Source organism: Escherichia sp. E2562 (assembly GCF_005781075.1).
In the GTDB taxonomy this organism is placed as follows: domain Bacteria; phylum Pseudomonadota; class Gammaproteobacteria; order Enterobacterales; family Enterobacteriaceae; genus Escherichia.
Genome location: NZ_VATM01000002.1, coordinates 433482 through 447948 on the forward strand (window position 1 = coordinate 433482; position 14467 = coordinate 447948).

General features: G+C 50.3%; 11 protein-coding genes. All 11 read right to left on the bottom strand.

Annotated features, from left to right (window positions below; translation table 11 throughout):
- Window positions 1-11: 11 nt before the first annotated feature.
- A complete protein-coding gene (locus tag FEK43_RS03885) occupies window positions 12-938 on the bottom strand; it encodes an ABC transporter ATP-binding protein (RefSeq protein WP_135406597.1) in 927 nt (308 codons plus the stop codon).
- Complete coding sequence (locus tag FEK43_RS03890; protein WP_135406600.1) at window positions 931-1917, bottom strand: ABC transporter ATP-binding protein; 987 nt, start codon at window positions 1915-1917, stop codon at window positions 931-933. Before FEK43_RS03890 ends, FEK43_RS03885 begins: the two co-directional genes overlap by 8 nt.
- Window positions 1914-2810 carry a D,D-dipeptide ABC transporter permease gene (ddpC, locus tag FEK43_RS03895; protein WP_130210485.1) on the bottom strand — a complete coding sequence of 299 codons (897 nt, stop codon included), beginning with the start codon at window positions 2808-2810 and terminating at the stop codon, window positions 1914-1916. The genes FEK43_RS03890 and ddpC overlap by 4 nt, the downstream gene beginning before the upstream one ends.
- Window positions 2807-3829, bottom strand: coding sequence for an ABC transporter permease (locus FEK43_RS03900; RefSeq protein ID WP_131162619.1), 1023 nt, complete (start codon window positions 3827-3829; stop codon window positions 2807-2809). The genes ddpC and FEK43_RS03900 overlap by 4 nt, the downstream gene beginning before the upstream one ends.
- A gap of 1 nt (window position 3830) precedes the next feature.
- Window positions 3831-5381, bottom strand: coding sequence for an ABC transporter substrate-binding protein (locus FEK43_RS03905; protein WP_135406602.1), 1551 nt, complete (start codon window positions 5379-5381; stop codon window positions 3831-3833).
- Window positions 5382-5394: 13 nt separating this feature from the next.
- Window positions 5395-5976, bottom strand: a complete 582-nt coding sequence (gene ddpX, locus FEK43_RS03910; protein WP_135406604.1) for a D-alanyl-D-alanine dipeptidase — start codon at window positions 5974-5976, stop codon at window positions 5395-5397.
- Between the two features lie 258 nt (window positions 5977-6234).
- Entirely contained in the window at window positions 6235-8634 is a 2400-nt protein-coding gene (gene dosP / locus FEK43_RS03915; RefSeq protein WP_138158430.1) for an oxygen-sensing cyclic-di-GMP phosphodiesterase DosP, read from the bottom strand.
- A 24-nt stretch (window positions 8635-8658) separates the two neighbouring features.
- Window positions 8659-10041 carry a diguanylate cyclase DosC gene (gene dosC, locus FEK43_RS03920; RefSeq protein ID WP_130210475.1) on the bottom strand — a complete coding sequence of 461 codons (1383 nt, stop codon included), beginning with the start codon at window positions 10039-10041 and terminating at the stop codon, window positions 8659-8661.
- 349 nt (window positions 10042-10390) lie between these two features.
- A complete protein-coding gene (locus FEK43_RS03925; protein WP_131162621.1) occupies window positions 10391-11710 on the bottom strand; it encodes a glycoside hydrolase family 10 protein in 1320 nt (439 codons plus the stop codon).
- Window positions 11711-11840: 130 nt separating this feature from the next.
- Window positions 11841-13376, bottom strand: coding sequence for an acid resistance gamma-aminobutyrate antiporter GadC (gene gadC, locus FEK43_RS03930; protein WP_130210471.1), 1536 nt, complete (start codon window positions 13374-13376; stop codon window positions 11841-11843).
- A 155-nt stretch (window positions 13377-13531) separates the two neighbouring features.
- Window positions 13532-14467 (bottom strand): glutamate decarboxylase (locus tag FEK43_RS03935; protein ID WP_138158432.1); only part of this gene is annotated, 936 nt, incomplete at its 5' end.

Genomic DNA, 14467 nt, shown 5'->3' on the forward strand with positions numbered 1-14467 from the left:
ATTCCGCATCTCTACAGCGCCCGCCAGCACCTGATCTCACGTCCGTCCTCCCTTATTGCTAATGATTGCCGGACTTCACATCCACTGGTTGCCAGAGGGCAGCGTTCGCGGAAAAAACAGCCCTGTGGCAGCGTGCGGTTTCCTGGTAGTTCTGTTTTACGCAATGCCCATTCTTCCTCCAGCGGCTTATCAATGGCGGGGAGGGAATCCAGCAATAATCGGGTGTATGGATGTGCCGGAGTAGAGAGCACCTGCTGAGCGTCGCCCAGTTCCACAATCTGCCCGAGATACATCACCGCCACCCGATCGCTCATATGACGAATCACTGAGACATTGTGTGAAATCAGCACATAGGTCAGCCCGCGATTTTCCTGTAGCGCTACCAGCAAATTGAGGATCTGCGCCTGCACGGAGATATCCAGCGCCGAGGTGGGTTCATCAAGCACCATCACATCCGGTTGCGAAGAGAGTGCTCTGGCAATGGCGATGCGTTGTCGCTGCCCGCCGGAGAACGCATGAGGCAGGCGGTCGAGATACTCCGGTCGAATCCCCACCTGTACAGCCAGTTCCTCTGCCAGCGCCCGCCGCTGTAGCTCACTACCGCGGTTTGCAATCCATACCGGTTCCGTGATGATGCGCCACACCGGTAAGCGAGGATTGAGAGAAGAGAGCGGGTCCTGAAATACCATCTGCATTTTGCGCTGTGATCCTGAACGAGTGCACTGCCCGTGACTCGGTTGCAGCATACCCATCAGCAACTGCGCAAGGGTACTTTTGCCACAGCCGGATTCTCCGACGATCCCTAAGGTTTCACCACGGCGGATCTGCAAGTCTATGCCATTAATGGCATGAACAAACTCGGTAGTTCTGCCAAGCCAGTTTTTGCGGGCAGGGAAATCGATATGGACGTCGCGTAACGTTAATAACGTGTCAGACACTGATGACCTCCTGCTGCGGATACCAACAGGCGCAGCGGTGGTTGTTGTCACCACACGCTGTCAGCGCCGGGACGTTTTCACACTGTGCACCTGCCGCATAGCAACGATCGCGAAAAGCACAGCCGTCAGGCAAACGGGTGAGATTTGGCACCGTCCCTGGGATGGCGGGTAAGGGCTGACGCGGTATTCCATGTTCCGGTGCGCATTGCAGCAAACCAATGGCGTACGGATGCCGGGGAAGATGGATAACGTCTGCCGTCACGCCGCTTTCAATTACGCTTCCGGCATACATTACATAGACGCTATCGCACAGTTGCGACACCACGGCCATATCATGGCTAATGAACAGCACCGCAGTTCCGCTAGCGCGGGCTTTATGTTTAAGCAGGCGCAATACCTGCAACTGTACAGTGACGTCCAGCGCCGTGGTCGGTTCGTCGGCAATAATCAATTGCGGCTCGCAGGAGAATGCCAGCGCAATCATTACCCGCTGGCGCATACCACCTGAAAGTTCAAACGGATAGCGCGACATCACTTCTGCCGCATCCGGGATTTGCATCTCTTCCAGCAAAGCAATCGCTTTAGTTCTGGCTTCCCGACGGCTTAATGGTTGATGATGACGGATCACGTCCATCATCTGAAGACCTATTCGACGTGTCGGATTGAGGGCGGCCATCGGTTCCTGAAAAATCATCGCTACCCGAGAACCACGCCACTGACGAAGCTGTTTTTCCCCAGCGTTAAGAACATCTTCTCCCAGCAGTAAAATCTGGCCTTGATGCACGCGATAACTGCCTACCGGCAGTAGTCGCATAATCAACATTGCGGTGACTGATTTACCTGAGCCGGATTCTCCCACCAGACCGACAATTTCACCGCGGTTAATCTGCAATGACACATTGTTGAGCGCGTGAACGTCGCCGTTAAAACCGGGGAAACTCAGATGCAGTTGTTGAATGTCCAGAACGGGTTGGGTCATGACTGCTTTCCTCCTGCTTTCGGGTCAAGCAGATCGCGAATACCATCGCCAAAGAGATTAAACCCGACGGCAGTAATCAAAATCGCTGCCCCCGGAAATGCACAATACCACCACTGATCGAGTACATAGTTGCGACCATTCGCCACCATCGCGCCCCATTCAGCACTCGGTTGTTGAGCACCCAGACCAATAAATCCCAACGTGGCGGCCATTAAAATCGCGCTACCAATATCCAGCGATGCCTGCACAATCAGCGGCGGCAGGGAGTTACGTAAAATATGCCAGTTGATCAGATGCCAGCGTGACGCGCCAAAGGTTTTCGCCGCCTGAACGTAAGTGTACTGGCGGACAACTAATGTTTGCCCCCGCGCCAGGCGTACATAAAACGGGATACGCACAATAGCAATCGCCAGCATGGCGTTAAACAAACTCGGCCCGAGAGCGGCAGCCAGCGCCATCGTCAGTACCAGCGAAGGAATCGACAGCATAATGTCCATAATGCGCATGATGATGGCGTCTGCGCGCCCGCCCAGCACGCCTGAAAGACAGCCGAGCAGCGAACCAATAATGCCAGCAATAGCGACCACCACTAATCCGGCGAGAACAGATTGCTGGCTACCGACCAGTACGCGGCTAAACAGATCGCGTCCCACTTCATCGGTGCCAAACCAGTGCGCCGCAGAAGGCGGCAAAAGGCGGGTAGTTAAATCAATGGCGTTGGGATCATGCGTCGCCAGCCATGGTGATAAAACCATCATCAGTAACACTAATACAATGATGACTGCGCCGGTCACGGTAAGCGGACTGCCTTTCAGCATCCATAACAGTTTTGCAAGGTTAAATCTCGTTCGTTTTTGCGGACGTACTACGGGTGTTTCCTCGCTTAGCATCATTCATCACCTCCGCGTCCGATACGCGGATCAATCCACAAATAGAGCAAATCCACCACCAGGTTCACCAGCACATAAGCAAACGAAACCACGACCGCAAAGCCCATCACTGCCGGGAAATCGAGCGCCTGTATTGATGTCACTACCCAGGCGCCCATTCCGGGCCAGGCAAAAACGGTTTCGGTGAGCACGGCGCCATACAGCAAATCACCCAGCGCCAGCCCCAAAACGGTAATCGAGGGGATCAACGCATTGGGTAGCGCATAACATAAAACGATATACCAGCCGGGCAAGCCGCTGGCCCGGGCGGTACGAATGTAGTCTTCACTCAATTGTTCCAGCATCGCCGAGCGAATTTGTCGGGCGACAATTCCCAGGTGAACGAACGCCAGGGTTAACGCCGGTAAGATGAGATGTTGCAGCGCATTGAAGAAGACTTCACCGTTTCCTTCAAGCAGCGCATCGAGCAGATAAAAGCCGGTTACATGTGTTGGCGGATCCAGCCAGTCATCAAGCCTTCCGCCACCTGGAAGAATTTGCAGATGACCATAAAACAGCACAATGACGCCCAGCCCAAGCCAGAACGCAGGTGTGGAGATTCCGGTAATAGCCATTAGTCGCACCAGATGATCCAACCAGCGATTTCGCCAGACGGCAGAGAGTATGCCCAGCGGGATGCCAATCAGGAGTGCCAGCAGCAGGGCGCAAACTGCCAGTTCCAGCGTCGCCGGGAAAAATATCCGCAACTCTTCCAGCACCGGACGCCCGGTACGAATGGATGTTCCCAGGTCACCATGAAACAGATCGCTGACGTAGTGGTAAAACTGCACGTATAGCGGCTGGTCGAGCCCCAGTTGTTGGCGAATATTTTCCACGATAGCATCGCTGGCCCGGTCGCCTGCCAGCAACCGCGCCGGATCGCCGGGGATCAGGTGCGAGATAATAAACGTAATCACGCAGACGCCCGCCACCACGAGCACCAGCCCCCAGCAGCGTTGGCGTAAAATACTCCAGAAGGTCACGTTATTTACTCATGGTATTGATATTGAAGACCTGTTCCAGCATGGGATTAAACACGAAGCCTTTCACTTCTTTGTTCATCGCCAGTTGGTAGTTTTTCTGGAACAGATACACATAAGCAGCGTCATCAATGACGATTTTCTGTGCCTGCTGGTAGTCCCGGGTACGCTGCATCTGGTCGGTGGTCGCGAGTGCATTGCGCAGTAACTTATCGACCTCGCTGTTTTCATAGAACGAGCGGTTACCCGGCAGACCTTTTTTGTCTGACTCAAACCAGTAATTCATAAACATATACGGGTCGGCAAAATCCGGACTCCAGTTGCCAATCGCAATGTCGTAATCACCTTTACCCACTCTGTCGCGCATGGTGGCGTTTGCCAATTTTTCCAGCTTCACATTGATGCCCAGCTTGTTGAGACTGGATTGTGTCGCCAGGGCGATCGGTTCCCAGTTCGGGTCGTTATCGGAATAGAGAAACGTCAGGCTGGTGGGTTTGCTCGCTACTTTATCCCATTCGGCTTTGGCTTTCGTTTCGTCATGGCTATATTGCATTGCCGTCGCATCGTATCCCCACATGCCTTCGGGAATCGGGCCGCGCATTTGTTTCCCGTTACCACTAAGAATGCCGTTAACCATGCCCTGATAATCGGTAGACCAGGAAATGGCCCGACGCAGATCCGCCTGGTTAAGTGGCGCTTTGCTGTTATTCAGATACAGATAGGTGACGCGCAGTGACGGATATTCCGCCACGTTGACTTTATTTTCCAGCTTCAGTGCGTTGAGTTGATCCACGGGCAGCGCATCGGCGATGTCAATATCGCCACGGGAGAGCTGCAGGCGGCGGGAGGCACTTTCACCAATAATTTTTACCGATACCCGTTTGAAGTTCGGTTTATTGCCGGGGTAATGCGGATTTGGCACCAGAACTAATTGCTGACCTTTTTGCCAGCTTTTCAGCATAAACGGTCCGGAACCGGCGGTATTTTGTGCGAGGAAACCGCGGGCATCATCCGCAGCGTGTTCCTTCAAGACGGCCGGATTGATAATGGATGCACCGTCATTCGCCAGGGTGTACAGGAACGGTGCGAATGGTTGGCTAAGGGTAAACTTCACCGTATGTTCGTCAGGAGCGTCAATTTTTAAATCTTTGGGAAATGCTTCCGCTGGCCCCTGGCCGATTTTCAGCAACCGCTCAAAAGAGAGTTTTACAGCTTCGGCAGTGACCGGCGTGCCATCGGCAAATTTAGCGTTGTCCTTCAGGGTGAACGTCCACTCTTTTTGATTATCAGACGCTTTCCAGCTACTTGCCAGATCGCCTTCAACGTCGGTTGAGCCTTTATCATCGTCCGTTTTGTACTGTATCAGTCGCTGATAAGATGGGTAGGTTACGGTCCAGTCGTTATTATCAATCGTCACCGCCGGGTCGAGGGTTTGTGGGTCGGCGGCCTTACCAATCACCAGCATATCTTTTGGTACGGCGGCGTGAGCAACCGGCAGTGTGGCGGCAAGGACGATTGCGATCAGTGTAGGGCGAAATGATATCGATCTTTTCATGACAGTTTCCTGATTAACTAGCGTGCTGTGTAGTAGGAGATGCAAAACAGGCGAACTGGTCAGCGAGCAGCGGGTAACTTGCAGCCTGCGGTAATTCGAAGTGCCACCATTCGCTGGAGATACCAATAAAGCCACCGCCAGTCATAATCGCATTCAGCAACAGGCGATTACGCTGGGCAGCGGGCGGTACGGAAGGGTGCCAGGCATGGGAGCGCTCGTGCATTTCATCGAATCCGGCCCCCATATCCAGAATGAAACCATGCTCATCACGAAGCGTCAGGTCAATTGCCGTGCCACGGCTGTGATTGGAGCCTACGGCCACATCAACGACATATTGCGGGTCAGGGCAGGCTTGCCACAACATTGCCTGTGCTTGTTGTGGGCGATACGCGTCGTAAATCACCAGTTGTAAGCCTGACAGTTGGGCGATACTGATGCTTTTCGCCAGCGCGGTAATCGCATCCTTGTGTAACAGGCAACGCGCTTGCTGATAAATCGGCTTGCCTGTGATGTTATCGCTATAGGCGTATTTCAAATCGATCTCCAGCTCAGGGAAGATAACGGCTAAATCAACCAGCTCGGTGGTATCCGACATAAACGGTTCCTGTATAAGACAAAAATTGCTGCGCTTTCCGCTTATGCAGATCTCATGCCATGTCGGGATAAGCGCCATAATGCTGGCTTAAAGTTATATTTTTTTAACTTTTGATCAACATTTGTGCAGCGTAGTGCAGTTTTGGTGCAAGAGGGGGACTTAAAGGAGGAATCTCCAGGAATCGTAGCGGAAATCACAGTATTTAAGTGACAGTGTCACGTCAAATTAAACCCCGCGAGTGCGGGCGAGAGAAAATTGTCAGATTTTCAGCGGTAACACGCTGCTCATCCAGCCTGGAATTTCTTCGGCGGGCAGGGGGCGGGAAAAGAAATATCCCTGAATAACGCGACAGTGGATCTTGCGTAGCATCTCAAATTGTTCTTTGGTTTCGACGCCTTCCGCCACGACGGTTAAATTGAGGCTTTGCCCAATGCTGGTAATGGCTTCAAGTAAGGCTCGGATGCGTTTTTCGGTCAAACAACGATCGACAAAGCTTTTGTCAATTTTGATTTCCGTTACCGGAAGACTGACCAAACGGGATAAACCAGAAAAGCCAGTGCCGAAATCATCGACAGATAAACCTACGCCCATATCGCGCAGGATCTGTATGCGCTTAAAGATTTCGGTATCGTGTTCCATCATCATGCTTTCAGTGATTTCCACCGTCAGCTGGTGGCCGTCAATACCCCAGGCTTGCATTGCATCAGACACCTGATTGGGTAGCTGATTGCTGCGAAAGTGCAGCGCAGACAAGTTAACGGAAAGCGCCGGGATATGAATATTCTGGCTACGCCATTCTGCTAACTGGCGGCAGGCTTCAGCAATAACCCAGCGACCAATGTTTTCGATTTCGCCAATCTCTTCAGCAAGGGGGATAAATCGTGAAGGAGGAACATGACCATGCTGTGGGTCATACCAGCGAGCGAGGGCTTCGATACCATACAGCTCACCGGTTTCCGCAAAGATCTGCGGCTGATAAACCAGTTTTAGTTTGTTGCTGCTGATAGCTTCTTTCAGCGCCGCACCGAGAATCAGACGCTCTTTCACCATTTCGTTCATTATCGGGCTAAAGAATTGCCAGCCGTTACCGCCGTTTTTGCGAATAAAATCCATCGCATTGTGGGCAGTCGAAAGCAGGTAGTCCCGGTTTTTACCAATGTCGTAACTGATACCAATGCTTAAAGTTAGCGGGAATGGTTTATCGTCAATCATGACCGGTTTATTGACGACGTTGCGAAGTTCATCAGCTATTTGGGTAATGATACTGACGTCGTTTTCCGGGCTGATGAGGACAAACTGTGTACCTTCAATACGACAGAGATACTGGTCAGGTTTGACCTTTTCGCGAAAGCGATTGACCACTTCCAGCAACGCCTGATCGGCCCACGCATAGCCCAGACTGTCGATGACATCCTGAATATGGTCAATGCCAATAAGATACACCACCGGAGAGACGGCATTTTCTACCAGGCCATCGAGATAATTGTGCAGGTTATTGCGGTTTGGCAAACCGGTCATCGGATCAAACTGAATGAGCTGCTCGATATGCTGGCGACTTTTTTCCTGTTCCAGCGCCAGGGCGGCCATATGCTGGCTGATATCCGCCACTCGTTCGATAAACGCGCTGGTTACCGCCCCGGACGCTGTTTTGATTTTCAGAATCCCGGCAGGTGCGCCATCGCGCTGGCGAATGGTGACTGACCAGCTTTGCGCATTCTTTACTTCCGTCCCATGAGAGGACGACGCCCAATGCACCGGCATACCATTACGCAATGCATACAACGACACATGGGATTCATGAAGAATGGATTCAATATTCCGGCAGATGATTTCGCCCATTTCATGAAATGGCGGGCTGCTACACATCGCGGCGAGGATATTGCCTTCAAGCTCACGAATTTGTCGTTCTTCGGTGATATCGGAGAAGGTCATCACCAGGTTTTGCAGATTAGCCAGCACATCATAAACTGGGCTAATAGAGGCTTTAATCCAGATTTTTTCCCCCGTGCGCGTTAACAACAGAAATTCATCCTGATCACGTGCTGTTTTCCATAGCAGTTGCTGTAAGCGAATACGATTATCTGCCGGGTATTCAGGGATGTTAAGCAAAGTATCGGGCTGCATACCGCTGGCTTCGCTGATGCAGTAACCAAACATTTCAGTAAACGCGCGATTGCACTGCACGATATGGCGTTCCGGGTCCAGCACAATGACCGGGCGGTCGAGATGGTCAACGGCAATAATTAACTGCCGGGTCTGTTCTTTCTGTGCCATTTCTACGCTGGCATCACGTACCAGCGCCAGGTAATAAATTTTCCCTTCGGCAGTGACTTTGGATAGCGCGAAACGGGTCCAGATTTTACTGCCATCTTTTTTCTCCAGCTGCAATTCCCGGCTCATACCTTCGACCCGCGCTTTACCGCCTTCGCGGTTATGGCGAATATATTCTGGATGCGCAGGGCGCAAATTATGGGGAATCAGCATATCAATGTTATTGCCTATCACCTCTTCGCGTTTATACCCCCAGAGCTTCTCCGCCGCAGGATTAAAAAACATTACTTCGTCATTTTCGTTAATTAACACCGCGCCCATCATATTTTGCTCAAGGGCGGGAAAAAAAATGCCGTCGGAGGCATTTTCTGCATCGGTTAGCTTCATGATTACCTCTGCATCCGGGAGCATCTAAAGACTGGCTTTCCAGAGTTCAACACGGTTTCTACCTCGTCTTTTCGCGATATACAGAGCTTCATCGGCTATTTGAATTAAGCGTTCATAATCAGGATGCCCATTAAACATGGCAGCGCCAATGGACAAAGAAAGGGTTATGTCTTCGCCATTTGCGGCTTTCAGTTTGGTTTTTTCCACCCGGCTGCGGATCCGCTCTGCGGTACGCAAAGTGTCATTTTCTGAAGCTTCAGTCAGCACTATGATAAATTCATCGCCACCGTAGCGAAAAACATAGTCACTGCTACGTACGTTGTCGTAAAACGCCTGTGAGACTTTACGTAAAATCTCATCGCCTGTGTTATGTCCCCATGTATCGTTGATCTCTTTGAATTTATCTACATCGATGATCAGAACAGACAATGGTGTACCGGCCCGATTGGCATGGGCAATTTCACGTTTGAAGATAGTCGGCAAGAAACGGCGGTTAAGTAATTTCGTCAGTACATCCATACCTACTTCATGACGCGAGACTTCTTCAAAGAGTTCACGCAGTAAGGTGATAATTTGCGATACAGTATTTCGTATCTGTAATAAAAACTTCACGCGCAGACTTTTGTTACTCAAATTTTTGGCATTGAGCATTGTCTGATGAAAAACCCCGTCGAAATCCTGAATAAGGCGAGAGATATGACCAACTTCAGCAATGCCACTAAAATAATGGCGACCTTTATGGTTAAACCACAGGCCAAAATCAGCCTGACTTAACGGTAAGCTGCTGCCTAAATCAGAATCCAACAGGACTTTATAAATAATATCTATTTCCCATGAAAGTAATGAGGCTATTTGTCGTTCTTTTTCTTCTTCGGCGTTTTCCAGTAATGAGAAGATACGATAGTTCTCGTCTTCTTTAGCCGCGCTACTGTCGCTAAAGGTAAATGCTCTGGTCATCACTTCCATAGCTATGTCGATACTGTTAATCGAAAAGTGATAAACCTGAAGTTTTTCAGAAGGTGAATAATCAGAGGAAAATATTACCGGGTAGAGGATTTTTTTCAGCACGCGAAAACCCATCTCGACAATTTCTACCGGAATGCCAATACGAGCATGGACTTCGGCTACGGTATGTTGGATTTGTATAAGTCTTTCAACATCGTCCGTTTGTGCAGAGAGCACATTGATAATCCACGTTTCCATCGCACTTTTAAGTTGCCTTTCGACCTGTTCGTTACTCAAAAACTCTTCGGCATGCGGGTCAGTGCGTACAATTCGATAAAACTCAACACTTAAGTAATGAGCATGCGTTACGGCAATTTCTGCCGCTTTGTTACGAATGAGGGGGTCGACCTGGGCAACTAATCCGGTCCACTCATCTTTCATTCTTTTAAAATACATCTCCATAATTCATACCCTTATACGGCTGGAAAGGCAGACGGAATTGAAAAACGAAACGCAACTCGTTTGGACAGGTTTATGGCACCATATTCTCCTGAAATATGAAGATATACTGAAACGAAATAAGTGACTTATGACAGTTTTAATCTACGCTACTGGTCTTCTGAAGAGTATAGCCTATCGTAATTATTTTTCGGTGATGGTTAATATCGTATGGTTTTTCATATTCATACGTTTTTATCAGGGGAATTATAACAATTCGACTTAAGTTGATTTGATTATTAGTTGAGTGTGTTTTGTTGATGACAAGCCGGTGTTTAAAGCACCGGCAGTGTCACAAAGTAAGAAAGGGCGTTTAGCTTCCCCAACGGCTTTGCAGATAGCTAACTGCCTGTTGAGTTTGCGGTTTGTTCAGATAGTCTTCGCGGAACAAAATCGTGCCGCTAATTTCTGGCACGGCGTCGTTAAGATCGAGCTGCTTTTTCAGTTCTGGCACGCCGCCGTTAACCATCCAGTCTGGCTCTATCTTTGAAGGTTCGCCGACTTTATAGAAGGCGATACCAATATAAAGACGGGTTTTGGTTGGTTTGACGACATCTGCCCACCATTTTGCCAGTACGTCATAACGTGCTGCGCTACGCGAGAACGGCCAGTAAATTTGCGGGGCTATATAATCCAGTAAGCCTTGTTCGACCCAACGACGAGTGTCTGCGTAGGATTCATCATAAGCTGCGGCCCCGCGCGTATCAGAACCGAGCGGATCGTGTGAGCGATTGCGCCAGACGCCCGCAGGGCTTACACCAAATTCGACTTCCGGCTTAATGCTTTTAATGGTGTGCGACACCTTAGCAATTAACTGCTGGGTATTGTTGCGCCGCCAGTCAGCTTTTGACGCAAATGCACCACCGTATTTGCGGTATGTCTCGTTATCGTTAAGCCGTGAATCCGGCGATTCAGTATAAAAATAGTCGTCAAACTGCACGCCATCTACCGGATAACGAGAAACCACTTCAGCAACTATCGATGTGATCCAGTCCTGAACTTCAGGGATCCCTGGGTCGAGAACAAAACGGTCACCTGACGTCCTGATCCAGTCGCGATGTTGAACATAGACACTGGCCGGTTGTTGAGACAGGGTGCTATTCAGTTCCCTGATAGTTCCGGGCTTCGTATTAACCGACACGCGGTAGGGATTAAACCAGGCATGTACTTTCATCCCACGCTTATGGGCTTCGTCGAGAATAAATTGCAGCGGATCGTAACCAGGATATTCACCAATTTTGCCGGTCATTAGATCGGACCATGGCAAAATCTTCGACGGCCAAAGGGCAGTGCCGTCGGGCTTCACCTGGAAAAAGACCGTGTTAATTCCCAGTCGTTGCAAGTTTTCTAGTTTGTCGATCATCGCCTGCTGTTGCACGCGAACCCGGCTGGTGGGGTTGCTGATATTAACCGAGGATACGGGGGGCCAGTCGAGGCGGGACACCGTGGCCAACCAGATACCGCGCATAGGTTGCGACGATTGTTGTACGGTCGCTGGTGGTTTTGAGCCTGCTGGTGGTGTCGTCATTGAATCTGGAGGCGTGCTTTTACAACTACACAGTAAAAGAGCCAGTGCAACCAGTGCCGCTGGCCTTTTAATCGCGGATTTCACAGTTCGGGAGCAGATATCCATATATGCTTATTTCCGGTAAACAGATGTGCGCTTATTCTCGTACTTATCTGGGGCAAGTCAATACGGCAATAAGTACGCAAAAGGGAGCGATTAATTTTCGCTCCCTTGTGTTATTACCACTCAGACACGGTTAGTGTTTCTTATCGTTCATCACAATATAGTGCGGTGAACGAGCACGTGGATGCAGGAAGAAGTGACCTTTCGGCGCGTTCTGGCTGTTAATTGGCTCCAGTGTAACGCCTGTATTCGCTTTGCCTTTACGGTCATGAATGGCATAGAGAATAAAGGGCAGGGCAAGAACCACCAGGAAACTAACGACCAGTAATTCGACATACATATCGGTAGAGTCACCCTGGATGTTATCCGGCGGCAGGAAGGAAACAATAAACGCCATAATTGAAGTCAGCAGACCGACAATAGCCACGACCAGTTTCACCCCTTTACCACCAGGGATATTAAATGTGCGTTTTAAGTCAGGATGTTTAAGAACCAACACAATGTAGCCAATAAACAACATGAAATAAGCACACAAATAAATCACCACCGTCAGCGCCAGTGCGATCAGGAAGGACATGTTGTTACCACCACCGGTGTTGGTGAGGATGATCAACGCGATAGAGGTAATCACCAGCTGGGAAATTACCAGAGTTACCGGCACACCATTTTTGTTCATTTTAGCGAACGCGGCGGGCAGTAGATTTTTCTGCGCGGTGACATACATCCCACGAGAAGGGCCAACAATCCATGAGGCGATTTCCGCCAGAACACCCAGCAGCAGCAGGGCAGAGATAACGCGAACCGTCCACTCAATTTCCGGTGCCACATGAGACATCAGCACGGTGAATGTTTGCATTACACCTGCGGAGAGGTTGATTTCATTACCCGGAATCACCATCGCAATGGACAAACCGCCTACTGAACTTAAGCAAATCGCTGCCACCATCAGTAGTAACATTGCCAGTGGATAGTCGCGCCCGGGGTTGCTCATTTCATTGACGTGGGTCGCGGAAGCTTCTACCCCCATATAACTCAAAATGAAGGCGACAAACACAACCAAAGTGCCAACTTTCGAGAAATCAGGGAAGAATGTTTTGGCATCCATTTCGATAGCAACCGGTGCTCCGGAGTGCAGATAAATCGCTGCTAATGCAATCAAAATAAATGCAGGCAGTAGAATACCCGCGAAGAAACCCACTTTCGCAATTCGGGCAGTATATTTAGTACCGCCAAACTGAGTTAATGCCAGCGCCCAAAGAATAATCAGCGCCGCGATAGTTTTCGTTACCGGCTCTTCATTCAGTGCTGGCCATTTCAGAATGTAGGACAGCGCCCCTAACACGAAATAGAGCATTGGAATAAAGCCAATAGCGATTTGCAGATAGCCAAATGAGATTGCAGCGAATCCCCATTTCGGCCCCAGGGTATTTGATACCCAGGCGAACACGCCACCTTCTTCCCAGCCGTCCACGGTAGCCATTTCCGCAGCACAAAGACCAACGGGAATAAACCATAAAATCCCGCCTAAGAGCAGGAAGAAGACCAATGAAAAGCCAGATGTTGCGAAGGTAGGGTATTCATAAACAGCCATTACCATCGACGCCGTGATGGCGAAGAACCCGAGTAATGTTAGCTGCTTAGCTTTACCTGTCTGTACTGATGTAGCCATATTATCCCCCTAAAACGGTTGTCCTGTGGAACCGCACCTGTTTTGCTCTGAAGTGCTTTCAGAACAATTTTTTCCGTTGCTAATGCCAGTGAACAGACTTCGGAAATTGTCCCGAAACGGGTTCGTTTCGGGACACCGTTACCGCTTAAACGTTATCAGGTATGTTTAAAGCTGTTCTGCTGGGCAATACCCTGCAGTTTCGGGTGATCGCTGAGGTATTTCAGGGCGGCTTTGTAGTCTTCCAGTAACAGTTCAGCGAAGTCCATTTCGAAGCCACGGCGGCACATAATGCGCATTACCACGATGTCGGTGGCTTCACCACCGAGGGTAAATGCCGGAACCTGCCAGCCGCGCAGGCGCAGACGTTCGGAAAGGTCATACAGGGTATATCCTGGATTTTCCCCGTCTTTCAGTTTGAAGCACACCGCCGGGATACCTTCATCCGGGCGACCCGTACAGATGAACTCATACGGCCCCAGTTTGGCGATTTCATCCGCCAGATAAGCAGCAACCTGGTAAGAGGCGTTCTGTACTTTGGTATAACCTTCACGACCGAGGCGCAGGAATTCATAGTACTGGGCAATCACCTGACCTGCCGGACGGGAGAAGTTGATGGCGAAAGTACCAATCTGACCGCCGAGATAGTCAACGTTGAATATCAGTTCTTTCGGCAGCGCTTCTTCGTCACGCCAGATAACCCAGCCGCAGCCCAGCGGAGCCAGACCGAATTTATGGCCTGAAGCACTGATCGATTTCACGCGCGGCAGGCGGAAGTCCCAGACAATATCCGGTGCCACGAACGGCGCAAGGAAACCACCGCTGGCGGCGTCGATGTGCATGTCGATGTCGATACCGGTGTCGGCCTGGAATTTATCCAGTGCATCGTGCAGCGGTTGCGGGAACTCATAGTTACCGGTATAGGTCACGCCGAAAGTCGGCACCACGCCGATGGTGTTTTCGTCGCAGGCCTCAATCATGCGTTTCGGATCCATGAATAGCTGGCCGGGACGCATAGGGATCTCACGCAGCTCGACATCCCAGTAGCGGGCAAATTTATGCCAGCAGATTTGCACCGGACCGCAGACCAGGTT